This is a genomic window from Arenicella sp. 4NH20-0111 (assembly GCF_040366405.1).
Classification (GTDB): Bacteria; Pseudomonadota; Gammaproteobacteria; order Arenicellales; family Arenicellaceae; genus Arenicella.
This window is the reverse complement of record NZ_BAABWF010000001.1, coordinates 287,097-300,594: the sequence shown is the minus strand read 5'-3', so window position 1 is coordinate 300,594 and position 13,498 is coordinate 287,097. Positions and strand designations below refer to the sequence as shown.

The window sequence follows — 13,498 nt, the reverse complement described above, 5'->3', positions numbered from 1 at the left end:
AACGTCACACACGAGGTTCAATTCATGTTTTTAACGTTAAATCGTTCGCAATATACCAAATATTGTGTGGGAGGCTCTATATGGGCTTAGTCGAGTTTTTAACCCTGCGCGGGTTTCTGACTGCGTTCTCATTTTGTTTTTGGAATGGGCAGTACGCGATCAGAAAAGCAATTCAAATTAAATGGCGAGGCAACGTGCCTATTGGAGTATATTGGGAGACCGACATCCCCGCCGAAGCGCCATATCTGGGCATGCAGCCGCATGGCACCCAAGATTGGAAGATACAGCGAGCCTACCATTCGTTGCTCGCGAATTACGGGGCAGATCGTTTGCACTTTGATCGCACATTCAAATATCTGCCGGGCCTATTATTGTTGGTGCCTCTGCTTCAATGGTCGTTCACCTGGACATTGAATTCAACCTGGGAGCTGTACGAGCTCGTGATGGCATTCTGGACAAGTTTGGCTGTGTTTATTGCCATTGCACCTTGCCTATCATCATCGTACATCTGGCGTTGGTTGTTGCCTTCCGTTTTGGTGACGCCGAGCGAGGAAAAAGCCTCGCTTAACGTGTTATCGAGATGCTTGGTGCGCTTACGCCCAAACAACAAAGTACCTGAAGATCTGGCAGACAAATACCGCGTTGGCGATATCGATTCAGATGGTGACAGCGTTGTTGGCCAAATATTGGCCGCTGATTTTGAAGTCTCAGCCCTGTATTTGCAGATTAGAGAAACACGCATTGTGTTCTTTTTCGCTGGCATCATTTTGATGTTGGCCACCTGGTTACCGACTGACTTCACAGCATTCGGAATGGCAAGTAAGAGCACGGTTTTGTTCCTGCTCATTGTCGCGCTGTTTGTATACGAAGTGACGCAACCAGCGCCGAGCCAATTGCGAGCGGAAGTGATGGATAAAGCCGCCAAACAATCGGCGACAGAATATCTACGAGACTCAGCTGGCCGCGACTACTGGCAGAACATCGAAAAGGCCAAAATCGCCCAGCAAATGAAGGCTGCTGAAGACGATTCGCCCCTTTTCCACTTTGGTGAATCAACAGGCATCTTGGCGTCAAGACGAGATCCGTTTGCGCCGTCATCAGAGGGAATAGACGTGACACTGTCACAGAATGACCTATCAACGCATTTGTGCGCATTAGGCGCGTCAGGAACGGGTAAAACCAGCGCCATCATTCGCCCTACGGTCAGCCAGTGGCTCAATCACAAAGCAGGAGGGTTGTTGGTTCTGGATGGCAAAGGCCAACTTGCTGAAGAGCTCGAAGACGCACCAGGCTACACCGTGATCTCACCTGATCGCTGTGATTACAATGCCATCGAGGGTTTGTTCCCTGAAGAAATTGCTGATGCTTGTCAGGCTATCTTTGGCGGCAAATCGAAAGAGGTTAGCATTTTCGATGACGCAGCCAGGAACGCGATCTTGAATGCTGCCATACTGCTGCACGAAAGCGATTCGGATTACACGATAAAAGCGATTTTCCGACTATTGGATAACGAGGAAGATCGAGAAACCTTAATGCGAGAAGTCGCCGAGCCTACGCCCCTATTCGCCAGGGCATGTGAGTATTGGTTGATCGAATACGCCGAGTATTCTGACCGGGTTAAATCATCTGTGATGGTCACGGCTAAGACCTGGTTAACGCCAGTGGTGCAAAACCGTTATCTGAGCCGCTGGAACGATTGCGCTAACGGTGAGCGTATTGAGGACGTGTGTAACGGCTCCCTAATCGGCCTCTCACTGCCTGAAGCCAAGTACGGCAAAGCAGGCAACTTGATTTCCATGTTTGCCATGCGTCGCATATACCAAGCCGTTAAGCTCCGGGGCGATGGCTGGCGCAAAGCGGGTGGCGCACAAGTGTTGATGGTCGCTGATGAAGTTCAGAACCTAGTTGGCCAGGCCGACCTTGAAATGGTACCCATCGCTCGATCTCTCGGTTTGGCAATGCTTTGGTCTACCCAAAACTTGGATGGCCTGAACAGCCGATTAGGTAAAGAAGAGACTCAACAACTTTTGGGCAACTTCGCCAACCTGATCGCATTCTCACCTAGAACCAATCTAAGTGATGAATTTGTCGCAAAGCGAGTCGGTGAAGTATGGCGTACCGTCGTAGAACGTTTTAACGGTTTTCCAGATTCACGTTTTTCTGTTGAATCATTCGTGCATTCAGGCACGGCAAAGATCATGCATGCCACGCCAGAAGAGCCAATGATCAACCGCAATATTAACTTCGGCAGAATGGGACACGTCGCCGGCTCTGAGAACCTGTTATACGGCAGTTTCAAAATGCACCTGCTGTTTAGAAAGTTGTTGCGGCTACCCATGCCTGACCACCCCGACATCAAAGAGCCGTATGCCGATGTGCAGATCAAACCATCGAAAATCGTCAATGCTGACGAAATCGACTCACTGCTATCACGCCAAGGTCTAGCTCTCGCCGTATTCAGACGTGCTGGCGTGATTCGTCGCGACGTGATTGCCACCAAGCCAATGTACTCATTTGGAGGTAATCATGATTGATTCTCCCAGTCACATGATCCGAGAGTTATTCGGTTTCGATCACGGAACAGTAGCGAATGCGAACCAAGTTCATCCTATTCGTGAGCAATATCCTGAGCTGGTTGGTAAAAACGGCATAAGTAATACAGCAAAGCAGAACTGGCAAAAGACCGATTGGATACCCATCGGTATCATTGCTCTATTCCTGGTATCGATGATTGTCTTCTTTGGTTACTACAAACCCGCCGCTAGGTTGGCCAAGACTAACGCCGATATAGTCCGTATATCCGCCGCCTTTGATCAACGTGTTAATCAGATTAACGGTATGGCTAATCAACTCGATCAGTTTGTGATCGACAATGCACTGCCCAGGGAACTACAAAGCACGGTATCAATCACACGGAACGCGGTAAACGCGCTGGCTCAGACAAAGCCGAATGAACAGACAATCACCCAACGGTTCGAGGCAGAGGCAAAGTTCAAGCAACTATCTGAGCAGATCATCCAAAATCGCGACTTGGCCGTATACGGCGAACTGAGCAAGCTTCCTGATGACTTTACCGATAAAGACGTAATCGATCGTGGAGTAAAAACGCTCGAACTGGTTGAACAGTGGGGAGATCATTTTTCGAGCACCGAGCAGGAAGCTGCAGATTTACTCGACACCTTCAATAACAAGCTGATGCCAAAACGGAAAATGGAGCTGCGCAACTCAATTCTGGCTGAATGGCAAGATGCACATAACTCCTTACTGCAGAACTGGAAACAACTCAAAGATCTGGAGATTTCACTTGCTGCCCGAGCAGAAGCAATCAAAGCGGCAAATGTACGCCAGGAAGAAATCAAACAAGCTGCCCTGGAACGACAGCACGAGTACGAACGAACTCAGGCTGAACGAGAAGCTTTGCGACCAAAGCCAGTCAAACAAATTCGTAGGCCACAACCTGTCAACCAATCTCAACCAAAGCAGCAACGCAAACCCAAAAAGCAACTAAGTGAGCTTGAGCGCCGTAAGCGTGACGCTTCAAAGCTAATCGATTAAGAAGGTACTAGAGATGAACAAAATCATTGCACTAATTTTAACGGCCGTCACTCTGAGCGGCTGCATGCCGAATAAACAACTTGGCCAAACTGTAGAGGAACTGAGACAACGGTTTACGGGCAAGAAATACAGTATAGAACCCATTCAGGGCGAAGATCAGCAATACCTAATTCGCATATTCAATACGGATGTTAAGAAGCGTAGGTTAAATCGACAAATCGTCATGAGTGAGGTGTGCCCGTATTCCCGGCATGCCGAAGTGTTGGTTGAGAAAGACGATCACAAGCTCGGCAAGACTCAGCTTGTAATCTGGTGCAGACCGAAATAGGAGGCATTATGAAAACCGTAATTTTAAGCATTTTTCTCGCTCTTGCCGCTAGCTATCCAGCATTTTCGCATGATGCAGAGGTCACCCGAGAATCAGTGTGCCAGCGTGGGCCTGGCGCCTATTTTCTTGAGGTAAATAAGGTCTTTTACCGAACGACCGTTGTCGAGACAGGAGGGTTAATATTTATTGACAATCCGCCCCACGAAGCCGCGGGCGGATTGTGCTATTGCCGAAACCAGGAAAGCCACCCTCCCATCTTGGTTTGTGATTAAACTTTCAACAGGAGATTACGAATGAAACTTTGGCATTTTATCGGGGCGGGCATAGCTACTATGGTTACCGCGCCAATAACATCGATCACGTTACCATTTGGGACGCTATTATGGTCCGCACTCGTTATATATCCGCTATCTTTATGGACGCTTAGGTCAATTGATTGCTGGCATCTAAAGTGGTCGAGTTAGCCCATCTTAAATACCATCGTCAACACTTTCTGACAGGGCTATAGCAATATGAAAATTGTATATATCGACATGGACGACACTCTCTGTGACTTTAAGAAAAGTTATAAACAGTCGCTTATTGAAAGGCCAGAGATTGCTTGGCCGCACTCACGGGAGGGGTTCTTTGTTGAACTGGAACCTCTTCCCCAGGCACTCGAAGCCGTGAATTCACTCATTAAATCAAGCAAATATGATGCCTATATTTTGACTTCACCTTCTGTACGTAATCCGCGCAGCTACATCGAAAAAAGACTTTGGATAGAAAAACACTTTGGTCTAACTTTTTGCAAGAAACTCATTATTTCACCGAATAAAGCGCTAAACACCGGGCATTACCTTATTGATGACAACATTGAGGGCAAGGGGCAAGAGCACTTTCAAGGGGAACTTATTCAGTATGGTAGCGGAGCATTTCCGAACTGGGGCTCTATAATTCGATACTTGGAAATTTAGTTGATGAATTGTAACCGTCAGATTTAGGTGTAAAAGTTCAAACTCGAGCTTATAAATTGATTAGTGGGGTCTTGAGATATCACTTTACAGCCAATATCGGTTTCTTGCTCTTAGCAATAATTTTGACTAAATATTGGTGCCTTAAATTAGTTAGAGATCACTTGGGACTAACAGCGCTCATGAAGCAAAAACCAATATTACTCAATCCAAGAACATACGCATTAAAAGACAATCGGGCACCGTTAAATCTTGACCCTAGCTCGAAACTAATGTGCCCACGTTTTAACAATCCTAAATGTACCAAACTTTCAATTAAGTAGGGCTCCATTTCAATGCCAGGGTGGTCTGGGGACCATGCATGCCAAGTAAGTCTTTTATCGTTTGAATAGACTCCGACTGTTTCAGGATATAGTCCAGTAGCGATTAATTCGTTGAATATTTTTGTACCTAAAAGATCGACGTCCTCATCCGACAATGACTCAAATGGTAAATGTTCTTTTGGGATTGATTCTCCTTTGAGAATTTCCCAAAAGCTTATATCAAATGCTGATCCACCCGCACGCTGAAGGAACTCTAAAGATCTTTTTTTACTGCTTGCTTCCCAAATTTTGCTTAATATATTAGCTTCTTCTGTACCGAGATTAGAGAGTAGAGACGTATGTATAGAATCGCGCGAATCGTAGTCGACAGAAGCAGACAACAAAAGATGTGCCCACTTTTCAATCATATCTTCGTCTTCCTCGAGCGAAGACTTTAGCGCCCATTCTTTCAAAAACTTAGTAGGCTTATACTCAATCACCAGATTGCTTTCACTAGCGATCTCTCTCGCTCTAGCTACCGCACGTGCGGTATATTCTAAGTTCCATAGATCGCCCCATATATTGATTCGCTCACCAATAACTTTTCCAAAACTTGTAAAAGGGCTAATTAGGTTACTCAATGCGACAGCACTTTCGCCTGATGCCTCGATAGAGCCTCCGCCCTTTTTAATATCTATTTTTATTTTATCTTCCATGTTTTAAAATTTAATTTTGGGATAAGTTTCTAGAGTGTCTGTGTTGAGGATTTTACGGCCATTTTCTAATTTAATCGAATTAAGAATTTTTGAGTTTTCGGAACAGGTTCGAATATTTACCGATTAGGCCTGAGTTTCTACAGGTCATTATATCAATATTCAACTTGATCTGTTCTAACTCTACCCGACATTTTGATTTTAAGCTGAACCGAAGTAGTCCTTAAAACATACTGAAGTTTTAGGCAAGTTATCGAGTCGTGATACTAGCATCATAAGCTCGCGACAGATTGGCTGAAGGTGCTTATGTTTTTCCATGTGGTAAGCTGAAAACAAGCTCAACTGTATGTAGGCTCCATCTCCAATTAATTCAGGAATGATGCCTATAGTTGCGCCGCTATAATGAATACGAACAGGTACACCAGAATGTGAATCAGGCATGATCGCTGGAAAATATTCTTCAATCTTTTTCTCTATATCCCTCCATACATGGACTGAAAAAATAATAAATCTACTAGGACTGCCCACTATTTGATAGGGTATTGTTTGATGCAATTTTTCGAAGATTCGAATTAGTTTGTTGGCCGCTACCAATCTTTGCCTATATATCTTTTCCTGGCGGTCAAGCTTTAAAGCTCGAAGCCGCTCTTTATCATCAACACTGGTTTTTATGAGATCACTTATAGCTGGTATCGATATGCCTTTTCTAATTTTTTCAGATCTTTCACAGATTTTTATTAGCTCTAATGCTTTATCTAGACAAGAGATCTTAAAAATTTCCGTCTTGCCAGTTCCATTGCCAACATCAACCCTGAATTCATCGAGCATATTTTGAAGCCCTCTTTCAAGCTTGAACACTCTATTGTTTGAAACCTCAATTTCATAGCTTCCCTCACAATCCATTTCTCCTATCCATTTGAAAGCCCTTGCTCTATTGAAAACTGTATCTGCTTTGCCGATTTTAATCACCTCACTATCTGGAAAAACAGCTATGTAGACATTTGACTTCGTATTCATTGACAACCTCTTAATAGTAATTCTGCGCGTTCTTCAGTGCTGATTTCTCCGTTGATCCATCTTTGGCGCAAAATTAAAGCGACAGCATCTGGCTCAACAGATAAACGTGAATATCCCTCCAAAGCGCCAGAGACTTCCACAGACCTAAACGCATTTAGCTTATCTTGGCGCTTAGTACCATTATGAAGTCTGTAGACTTGATTCCACACACCAGGGTGATCGAATATTCAGCTTGTGTTCTCATAAAACGTTAAAACTGAAAAACGTTTTTCTTGTAGCCAGCGAGTAATTCTCGATCGCGTTCACTAGCAGCTTCAATAGCTTTGTCGAAAAGAGCAGAATAGCCCTCTTCGTCCTTTTTTAGCTGTGAAACGACGAAGCCACCTAGAATGATTTTTGCACGCGTCTCACGCTTCCTTGCGGCTTCTCGCTCGCGAGCATCAATGGCTTTTAGTTGGTTCTTTAACTGCTTCTCACGTTCAGCAACTTTACGTAACTTTTCTTCTAGTTCAATTTTTTTCTTATTAGCTATTTGATTCATATTTACTCCTGATTATTTAAAAGCTGTTTTTTCAGAGCCGCAAGTGATCGTTCTAGCACTTCAGCGATCTTGGGTTTTTTGCCTTCTTTCTTTTTTATGGCCAAAGTCATTTGATCCAAATCTTCTCCGGCATCTTCGCTTATATATGTGCTAACTCGATAAGTGCGTCTTGGCTTTTGTGTTTTAAGTGGAATTGCTTCAGATTGCTCAGGCAACCGAGTGTTGGCCACTTCGTTTGATATCTTCGGAGGTGACGCCAGTCCTTTCCCTCGCGTTTTTCTGTTTTTCTGTTTTCACACGCAGTTACCGGAGAAGTTTTGATAGCAACTGGTGGATAACTGCTTTTGCGCTGTCGTTAAGTGTTTGGAACGATGTCTCAGTAATCGAGTAAGAGTCGTTGATTGCCCCACGATATCCTACACGTTCCCAAATCGCACTTGAGAGAACGTGTGGCGATGTATCACCAAAGTTTGCCATCCCTATATAGTCGAGAGCTTGGTTCAATTCTGCAGCTGTTCCTACACGCGTAAGGACTAACACTAGCCTATTCATCGGAACGCCATCATTTATTAATTGATAAAGTGTGCCTAGCGACAGGTCGATGTCTTTTTTGCTTGGAGGCGTTGGTAGAACTATGAGATCAACATTTTTTGCTATTAAGGCAGTCGCCGAAGTTGCTCTACTGGGTGCATCGATGATTGCTAGGCTTTCATCACTAAAGCAATTGAGTGCGTCTTTAGCGCTGTCTACGCAATAAACGTGAAAGGTTGGATCAATCTCATTTTCTATTCTCGTTTTGAGCCATTGAGAGATGGTTCTGTGTTCTTTGTCCAGGTCGGCTACTGCTACATCAAGTCCGTTATTGGCACATTCGACAGCCATTGCACATGCAATGCTTGATTTCATAACGTTTCCGCTTTGGGAGATAAAGGCGATTTTGTTCATAGTTCCGTTTACTAAATTTATTTGTCGAGAAAGGTTATCCACAATTTGTGCGTGGTTAACTACAGGTGTCGGTAATATTGATATCTATATAGGCTGTACCCCCAAATATGCGTATTAGTACCCCTAAGTATGCGTAATAGAACCCCTGTGTATGCGTAGGCTTACTGAAAGCAGAACCCCCATGTATGCGTGAATATAATTTTAGAAACACAGACTTATCCACAGAGTTAAACTCTGATTTTAGAAACATGGGGTGGGCTTGGTAACAGGCGTATTCGTCCGTATAGCAATTCAATATTTACAGTTGGGTATATAATCCTCACCGTCATCAGATGCTTCTTAAAAGCCTCTTGGAAGCGATTTAACCCTTTCTTATCTGCAGCATATCCAACTCCGATTTGGTCCTTTAGGCTTGGCCACGAGATCGTTACCGGCTCAGTTATGATGCTCATTTTGTAAGTCAGCCAAACATATATATCCATGGCGAGGGGCGAGCCTTTAAGGAGGTTTAGAGCACGCATATCAATCGGAGCTGAACTCTCTAAGATCTGGTTATAGAATTCTTGAGAAAGCTCTATAAACGATTTCTTTAGTAAGACAGTCTCAGGAGCTATTGGTGTCCACCAATATTGCTGTCTAGTTGCTAGGGCTAAAGTCTCAATTTTCTGGCAACCATTTTTGGTAACGTTGTGACCTATCGAACACGAGAACAAGCTCACGAACTGTTTCTTAACGCGTTTAATGCTTCCTTTTTTGCCGCCTGTAGAAGTCATGCTAAGGCCTCGTAAAAACTCGGATAGAGAGCCATCAATATCTATACGTTTAGATTTTGTGAGAATTACTTCTGTAGCTATCCAAGCCATGATTATGCGTGGTAAGCCTCCATAGGGGAGCCCTACGCCGTTCACGTCGGCATAAGTCACTTTCAACCTCCCATCAACGCGCTCAAAGATCCTGGCGCTTGTTTCGCTGTGAGGCATCGTGGCCCTGATAAGAATAGTTGGCATGTAAGCAATCGAGCCAGCTTGGTACGCGCTGTTCATTTGAATAATGCCCGCGCCTTCTATCAACCTTTTCTGATGGCGGGTCATTTTATTGTGGCTCATCAAAAAGGCTCTATTACTCAGGTGTGCCGTTATCCATAAGTTCAGCAATGCACACGGCTTTGAAATATACCCTGCGACCGATTCTGACTTTTCCAGAATTCAGGTGTCGTGATACAGCATCGTCTTTGCACAGAGATACTCGCAAGCCTTCAGGGCTCCGGCCAAGCACTTCCGCAACAGAGCCCATTCTCAATAAGGGCCCGTAAGTGTTTTGTAAGTAATCTAGCGTAGTGTTCATGTCTAATTAACTAATTGAATTCGTCGTTAACGTAATTGTTATTAGTTAGCGCTTTATCTACAATAAGTTAAATTTATACAAAAAGTGATAATTCTAGTTTTGAATCAGGTTGCTACAGAAAAATGTCCGGATCAGTTGTCGAGAGGCATAACTGATCTAGTTAGTATTTTTCGCGCTGATAATAGCTACAGCATCGCTAGTAAGAAAAAGTCGGTTTTTAGCTTAATGCGGGTGCATGTTGATCCACCTTTTAGAGCGCTGGTAGAAAAGTATCAAGAGCACCAGGATCTCAACTTTCTATCGTCTTTGGTTCCCTCAAAGTTTGGTCTTGTTCCTTGCGATGGGGTTAACTATTATGAGAAACGTCGTAAAAGCATAGAGACTTATGACGAGGCTCTTAAGTCATTTGCTAGGCGTAGTCTGCCGGAAGAAATTTATGAAGCGCTAGAGTCATTGAGCCATTTGATTTTCGAGATCAAGAGGCGTCGGCCAGCCTCAAGAGAAGGCATCAAAAAAGTATTCTGTGAGCTTTGTTGGCGTAAGACCGAGTGGGCTCAGAGTGAATTTTCTAATAGACAGCTCTATGAGAACCCCGAAGGTTCAAGGCGTTACTGTCATATCCACACATTGGCATTGGATGCTCACGAAAAGAACAAGGTAAAGAAATCGAATTGGGCAAACTATATCCGCGATATTCGCTATAGAGATGTTTTTGCGCGAGAGCTAGAATTACTTGAAAGGGGAAAACCTCAACAATCTACTTTTTTCCCGCCTCCCGTTTGGTTTATAAAGAACGATCTTCTTACCCAGGATGAACAGCGGAAGCTTATTTATCAACTCGTACATTCGGGCCTCAACAAACCGATACGACCTATGATTGTAAAATGCTATGCGCGTGGCTTAACTATTAAGGAGATAGCGAGCGAGCTCAGCATATCGGTTCCGGCTGTATACCGCCATTTGGCATTTATTAAGAAGAAAATCTCGGAAATTGTTGGTCAGAATTATTTGTCCTTAGAGAGTAGTAAACCTGTTACACATGCTAATCTCTCTAGAGATACTGAGTATAGGGATTATCTTCTAAAGAATGGTGTTGTCGAAGCCGAAGTGTCACCGATCTCATACGGTGAAGCTAGCACGCGGAGTCATGCACCATGTTTTGATAAAATAGTAAAAGAGTGCTCTGAGAGCGGATACCTATCTGAAGCCTAGAGTTAGGACGAATCCGTTCTTTAAATTAGCTTAGAAGACCTTATATAAACGGCTATAGCTATATGAAAACATGGAGAAAACCATTAGTGAAAATTTTTAAGGATAAAGAAAGAATTAAAGATCTCATTACATTGATTGGTTACCTAATGATGTTAGGCGCGGTAGTAAGAATTATGGCCGAGCCAATTAAGTTATTAGGTCTTACCTATATTTGGGGTTTCAGTATTTTTATTATGATCATGATTATTTTGATCGTAGCTTTTAGCGTTCATGTATTTGCCGACGTGATACGGCTGAGTCAACCAGATTTCACAACACCATTTGATGATGGACATTTTAATAAAGAGCGAGGGCTTAAAGACTTATTCAAGAAGGGCATTTGGACTTTTAGTATTTCAGTTGCATCGGTGATTATGCTTTGTCAATTTATGGTGCAAGTATTTTTGGCCTAGAAAAGGTTTGGAGGTAGTTTATGGAAAGTGAATTCCTTATTAAGTTTGCAGCTCCGATGACAGGGCTGGTAGTAGGCGTGTTGGGCTCAATAGTGGCACTCCTGACATTTTGGCAGAAACAAAAAACTCACCGCATAGCGCTTGCTGAGAAATTGCACCTAGCTCTAGAAAGTGGTTCTAAATTACTAGCGATGGAAGCGTTTTCTCAGCTTACTGGGCTTAGATATAAGTATTCAGATATAGAGTTGATATCTGAAGACAACGATGCGTTACAACGACTGATAATGCTCAAACGGCGAAGAGACGAAGTAACATTTTCTGAAGGTGAGTATAACTATGCAAAGTCTTATGTTAGAGCATCAAAAAGCATAGGTTATTGGATGAGTTGGGTGTTTTTTATACTCGGTTTAATTCTGGTGGTAACTACTATATTGGCGCTCTTTGCGGCAAGTGTTGTTGGTAAATTCGTATTTACTTATGCCGCTTTTCTTGCGGCATCGATTCTGTTGTGTGTGTATTCAGCGAGCGAAGTTTATTGGTATCGTGAAGCCGACAGGGTATTGAAATTAGAATCTGAAAAAAGGCTTGAAAATGAGGTGGGGGAAAGTTAGTTTAATCTAATTATTATTTAAGTGTCTTTAGGCTGATAGGGATGGCAGTGTCAGGTTCGATTCCTGCGGTGTTGCTAATTGGACTAGCTCTTTTATTATTGACGTTTATCAAGGTTTTAGGCATCTATCAATTTCCCAAAACTAAAACCCGAAACAAAAAGAAAAAAGAGGAATCATCTATGAAAATTAATATATTAATTGCAGTATCAGAAACCATTTGGGCTTTGGCAGTTAGTAACTCGGTTGGTACTCTGTCAGCCTAAAGACATTTAGCTTGCTAGAAATTCTTATGGTAGGCTTGAATACAAACTGGTCTTTAAATTGCTTTTAAATCTATGAAAATTTTGTCAAAACTATTTGATCAAAAGATCAGCGCTTACAATGTCTTAGCTGAAATTGAAGTCGCTGAGTATGAAACCCTTATTAAAGAGATTGTCTATAGCAATGAGTTTCAGCGACGAAGGGTTCGCTCATCAAAGTCGGTTTATTCGCTTTTAAAATCTGATTTGCTTGAGGGCTGTGTTATACCGTCGATATTTCTTGCACTAACGTCTGATGAAATTGACGCAGAAGATGCCTCGTTCGATGACATTTCAGATGTGCTTGTTAGAAAGAAAAGTGATTTAGTTATTCTTGATGGCCTTCAGCGAACTCTTAATATCTTAGAGCTGTTAGAGGATCTTCGAGAGCGTCAGGGCGATGAATTAGAGAGATTCGAAAAATCTACCTTACGATTAGAGTTCTATGTGGGAATTAATAGGATTGGTATTTTATATAGGATGCTTACACTGAATACTGGGCAAACTCCTATGAGTTTAAGGCAGCAAATTGAAATGCTGTACCTGGATTATGCTGATCGGAAAATTGCTGATGTTTTAATTGTTAAAGAAGCCGATGGCAAAACAGCAAAAGAGGTTAATGAGTACATTTTTAAGGATTTAATTGAAGGCTATTTAGCATATTTAGAAAAGAGTCCATTGCCTATAGACAGAGGTCGATTGTTGGAGGATATCGCGGCTATTGATAAATTATCTAAAAAAAATCAAGCGGCCGACATAGACTTATTTGAGCAATTTTGCACATCACTTAATACTTTTGTTAGTCACGTGAATTCCTTGTGTGGGGACTCTGGTGTTGACCCTAAATTTTTAAAAGATCATGGGAAGCCCTTCGGTGAGAGCGTGCCTGAGATATTTAAACGGAGCCAGTCTATAGCTGGATATGGAGCCGCTTTGGGGCGGCTTATAGATATGGAGGTAGTGAGTGATTTTGCATCTGCAAATATATTAACCGAGTCAATTTTAGAACTTGATGAAGAAGAATCCGCTATGTTTTTAACAAATGTAAATGAGTCTCTCTTATGGTTGAAAACTCATTCAAAGAAAATAGGAAATGCGCAACGTGAGTATTTTGTATGGTTCTTTAGAGAATTTTTCAACCCTGATAGCGATAGCTTTAAAGACTTAGTTTTGGCTGCTGAATCTGCTTTAAATAAATATAAATCGTTAAACTTTGGGGACTGATT

The 13,498-nt window shown here is 42.8% G+C and carries 17 protein-coding genes; 10 read left to right on the top strand and 7 right to left on the bottom strand.

Annotated elements, in window-relative coordinates:
- The first annotated feature begins 80 nt into the window (after nucleotides 1-80).
- The 5 genes from ABWW54_RS01290 (at nucleotide 81) to ABWW54_RS01270 (ending at nucleotide 4,839) form a co-directional block, all read left to right on the top strand.
- On the top strand, nucleotides 81-2,534 hold the full coding sequence (locus ABWW54_RS01290; protein ID WP_353409297.1) for a TraM recognition domain-containing protein: 2,454 nt from the start codon (nucleotides 81-83) through the stop codon (nucleotides 2,532-2,534).
- Nucleotides 2,527-3,555 (top strand): hypothetical protein, encoded by a 1,029-nt coding sequence (locus ABWW54_RS01285; RefSeq protein WP_353409295.1) that lies wholly within the window; start codon nucleotides 2,527-2,529, stop codon nucleotides 3,553-3,555. The genes ABWW54_RS01290 and ABWW54_RS01285 overlap by 8 nt, the downstream gene beginning before the upstream one ends.
- 13 nt (nucleotides 3,556-3,568) lie before the next feature.
- On the top strand, nucleotides 3,569-3,883 hold the full coding sequence (locus ABWW54_RS01280; protein WP_353409293.1) for a hypothetical protein: 315 nt from the start codon (nucleotides 3,569-3,571) through the stop codon (nucleotides 3,881-3,883).
- A gap of 8 nt (nucleotides 3,884-3,891) precedes the next feature.
- Nucleotides 3,892-4,155, top strand: coding sequence for a hypothetical protein (locus ABWW54_RS01275; RefSeq protein WP_353409291.1), 264 nt, complete (start codon nucleotides 3,892-3,894; stop codon nucleotides 4,153-4,155).
- Nucleotides 4,156-4,395: 240 nt separating this feature from the next.
- The gene (locus tag ABWW54_RS01270) at nucleotides 4,396-4,839 is read left to right on the top strand and encodes a 5' nucleotidase, NT5C type (RefSeq protein WP_353409289.1); all 444 of its coding nucleotides are present in this window, start codon (nucleotides 4,396-4,398) and stop codon (nucleotides 4,837-4,839) included.
- Nucleotides 4,840-4,996: 157 nt separating this feature from the next.
- On the opposite strand, the gene ABWW54_RS01265 is transcribed toward ABWW54_RS01270, so the two are convergent.
- The 7 genes from ABWW54_RS01265 to ABWW54_RS01235 all read right to left on the bottom strand — a co-directional run bounded on the left by ABWW54_RS01265 (nucleotide 4,997) and on the right by ABWW54_RS01235 (nucleotide 9,698).
- Entirely contained in the window at nucleotides 4,997-5,854 is an 858-nt protein-coding gene (locus tag ABWW54_RS01265) for a hypothetical protein (RefSeq protein ID WP_353409287.1), read from the bottom strand.
- Between the two features lie 198 nt (nucleotides 5,855-6,052).
- Nucleotides 6,053-6,868, bottom strand: a complete 816-nt coding sequence (locus tag ABWW54_RS01260; RefSeq protein WP_353409284.1) for a GIY-YIG nuclease family protein — start codon at nucleotides 6,866-6,868, stop codon at nucleotides 6,053-6,055.
- A gap of 250 nt (nucleotides 6,869-7,118) precedes the next feature.
- The gene (locus ABWW54_RS01255) at nucleotides 7,119-7,409 is read right to left on the bottom strand and encodes a hypothetical protein (protein ID WP_353409282.1); all 291 of its coding nucleotides are present in this window, start codon (nucleotides 7,407-7,409) and stop codon (nucleotides 7,119-7,121) included.
- 2 nt (nucleotides 7,410-7,411) lie between these two features.
- Nucleotides 7,412-7,639 (bottom strand): hypothetical protein, encoded by a 228-nt coding sequence (locus tag ABWW54_RS01250; RefSeq protein ID WP_353409280.1) that lies wholly within the window; start codon nucleotides 7,637-7,639, stop codon nucleotides 7,412-7,414.
- A 73-nt stretch (nucleotides 7,640-7,712) separates the two neighbouring features.
- Nucleotides 7,713-8,354, bottom strand: a complete 642-nt coding sequence (locus ABWW54_RS01245) for a ParA family protein (RefSeq protein WP_353409278.1) — start codon at nucleotides 8,352-8,354, stop codon at nucleotides 7,713-7,715.
- A gap of 227 nt (nucleotides 8,355-8,581) precedes the next feature.
- Nucleotides 8,582-9,460, bottom strand: coding sequence for a replication protein RepA (locus tag ABWW54_RS01240; protein WP_353409276.1), 879 nt, complete (start codon nucleotides 9,458-9,460; stop codon nucleotides 8,582-8,584).
- 13 nt (nucleotides 9,461-9,473) lie between these two features.
- Nucleotides 9,474-9,698 carry a plasmid-related protein gene (locus ABWW54_RS01235; RefSeq protein ID WP_353409274.1) on the bottom strand — a complete coding sequence of 75 codons (225 nt, stop codon included), beginning with the start codon at nucleotides 9,696-9,698 and terminating at the stop codon, nucleotides 9,474-9,476.
- Nucleotides 9,699-9,782: 84 nt separating this feature from the next.
- Between ABWW54_RS01235 and ABWW54_RS01230 the strand changes: the two genes are divergently transcribed.
- From ABWW54_RS01230 to ABWW54_RS01210, 5 genes are all read left to right on the top strand, one after another.
- Nucleotides 9,783-10,910 (top strand): sigma-70 RNA polymerase sigma factor region 4 domain-containing protein, encoded by a 1,128-nt coding sequence (locus ABWW54_RS01230; protein WP_353409272.1) that lies wholly within the window; start codon nucleotides 9,783-9,785, stop codon nucleotides 10,908-10,910.
- 62 nt (nucleotides 10,911-10,972) lie between these two features.
- A complete protein-coding gene (locus tag ABWW54_RS01225; RefSeq protein ID WP_353409270.1) occupies nucleotides 10,973-11,362 on the top strand; it encodes a hypothetical protein in 390 nt (129 codons plus the stop codon).
- A gap of 20 nt (nucleotides 11,363-11,382) precedes the next feature.
- Entirely contained in the window at nucleotides 11,383-11,973 is a 591-nt protein-coding gene (locus ABWW54_RS01220; RefSeq protein ID WP_353409268.1) for a hypothetical protein, read from the top strand.
- 47 nt (nucleotides 11,974-12,020) lie between these two features.
- Entirely contained in the window at nucleotides 12,021-12,236 is a 216-nt protein-coding gene (locus ABWW54_RS01215; protein WP_353409266.1) for a hypothetical protein, read from the top strand.
- Nucleotides 12,237-12,308: 72 nt separating this feature from the next.
- Nucleotides 12,309-13,496, top strand: coding sequence for a hypothetical protein (locus ABWW54_RS01210; RefSeq protein WP_353409264.1), 1,188 nt, complete (start codon nucleotides 12,309-12,311; stop codon nucleotides 13,494-13,496).
- The last annotated feature ends 2 nt before the right edge of the window (nucleotides 13,497-13,498 follow it).

Coding starts and splice junctions, on each gene's coding strand:
- ABWW54_RS01285 (WP_353409295.1), top strand. CDS start 2,527: ATGATTGATTCTCCCAGTCACATGATCCGAGAGTTATTCGGTTTCGAT.
- ABWW54_RS01225 (WP_353409270.1), top strand. CDS start 10,973: ATGAAAACATGGAGAAAACCATTAGTGAAAATTTTTAAGGATAAAGAA.
- ABWW54_RS01275 (WP_353409291.1), top strand. CDS start 3,892: ATGAAAACCGTAATTTTAAGCATTTTTCTCGCTCTTGCCGCTAGCTAT.
- ABWW54_RS01240 (WP_353409276.1), bottom strand. CDS start 9,460: ATGAGCCACAATAAAATGACCCGCCATCAGAAAAGGTTGATAGAAGGC.
- ABWW54_RS01270 (WP_353409289.1), top strand. CDS start 4,396: ATGAAAATTGTATATATCGACATGGACGACACTCTCTGTGACTTTAAG.
- ABWW54_RS01265 (WP_353409287.1), bottom strand. CDS start 5,854: ATGGAAGATAAAATAAAAATAGATATTAAAAAGGGCGGAGGCTCTATC.
- ABWW54_RS01220 (WP_353409268.1), top strand. CDS start 11,383: ATGGAAAGTGAATTCCTTATTAAGTTTGCAGCTCCGATGACAGGGCTG.
- ABWW54_RS01245 (WP_353409278.1), bottom strand. CDS start 8,354: ATGAACAAAATCGCCTTTATCTCCCAAAGCGGAAACGTTATGAAATCA.
- ABWW54_RS01255 (WP_353409282.1), bottom strand. CDS start 7,409: ATGAATCAAATAGCTAATAAGAAAAAAATTGAACTAGAAGAAAAGTTA.
- ABWW54_RS01235 (WP_353409274.1), bottom strand. CDS start 9,698: ATGAACACTACGCTAGATTACTTACAAAACACTTACGGGCCCTTATTG.
- ABWW54_RS01290 (WP_353409297.1), top strand. CDS start 81: ATGGGCTTAGTCGAGTTTTTAACCCTGCGCGGGTTTCTGACTGCGTTC.
- ABWW54_RS01260 (WP_353409284.1), bottom strand. CDS start 6,868: ATGAATACGAAGTCAAATGTCTACATAGCTGTTTTTCCAGATAGTGAG.
- ABWW54_RS01210 (WP_353409264.1), top strand. CDS start 12,309: ATGAAAATTTTGTCAAAACTATTTGATCAAAAGATCAGCGCTTACAAT.
- ABWW54_RS01280 (WP_353409293.1), top strand. CDS start 3,569: ATGAACAAAATCATTGCACTAATTTTAACGGCCGTCACTCTGAGCGGC.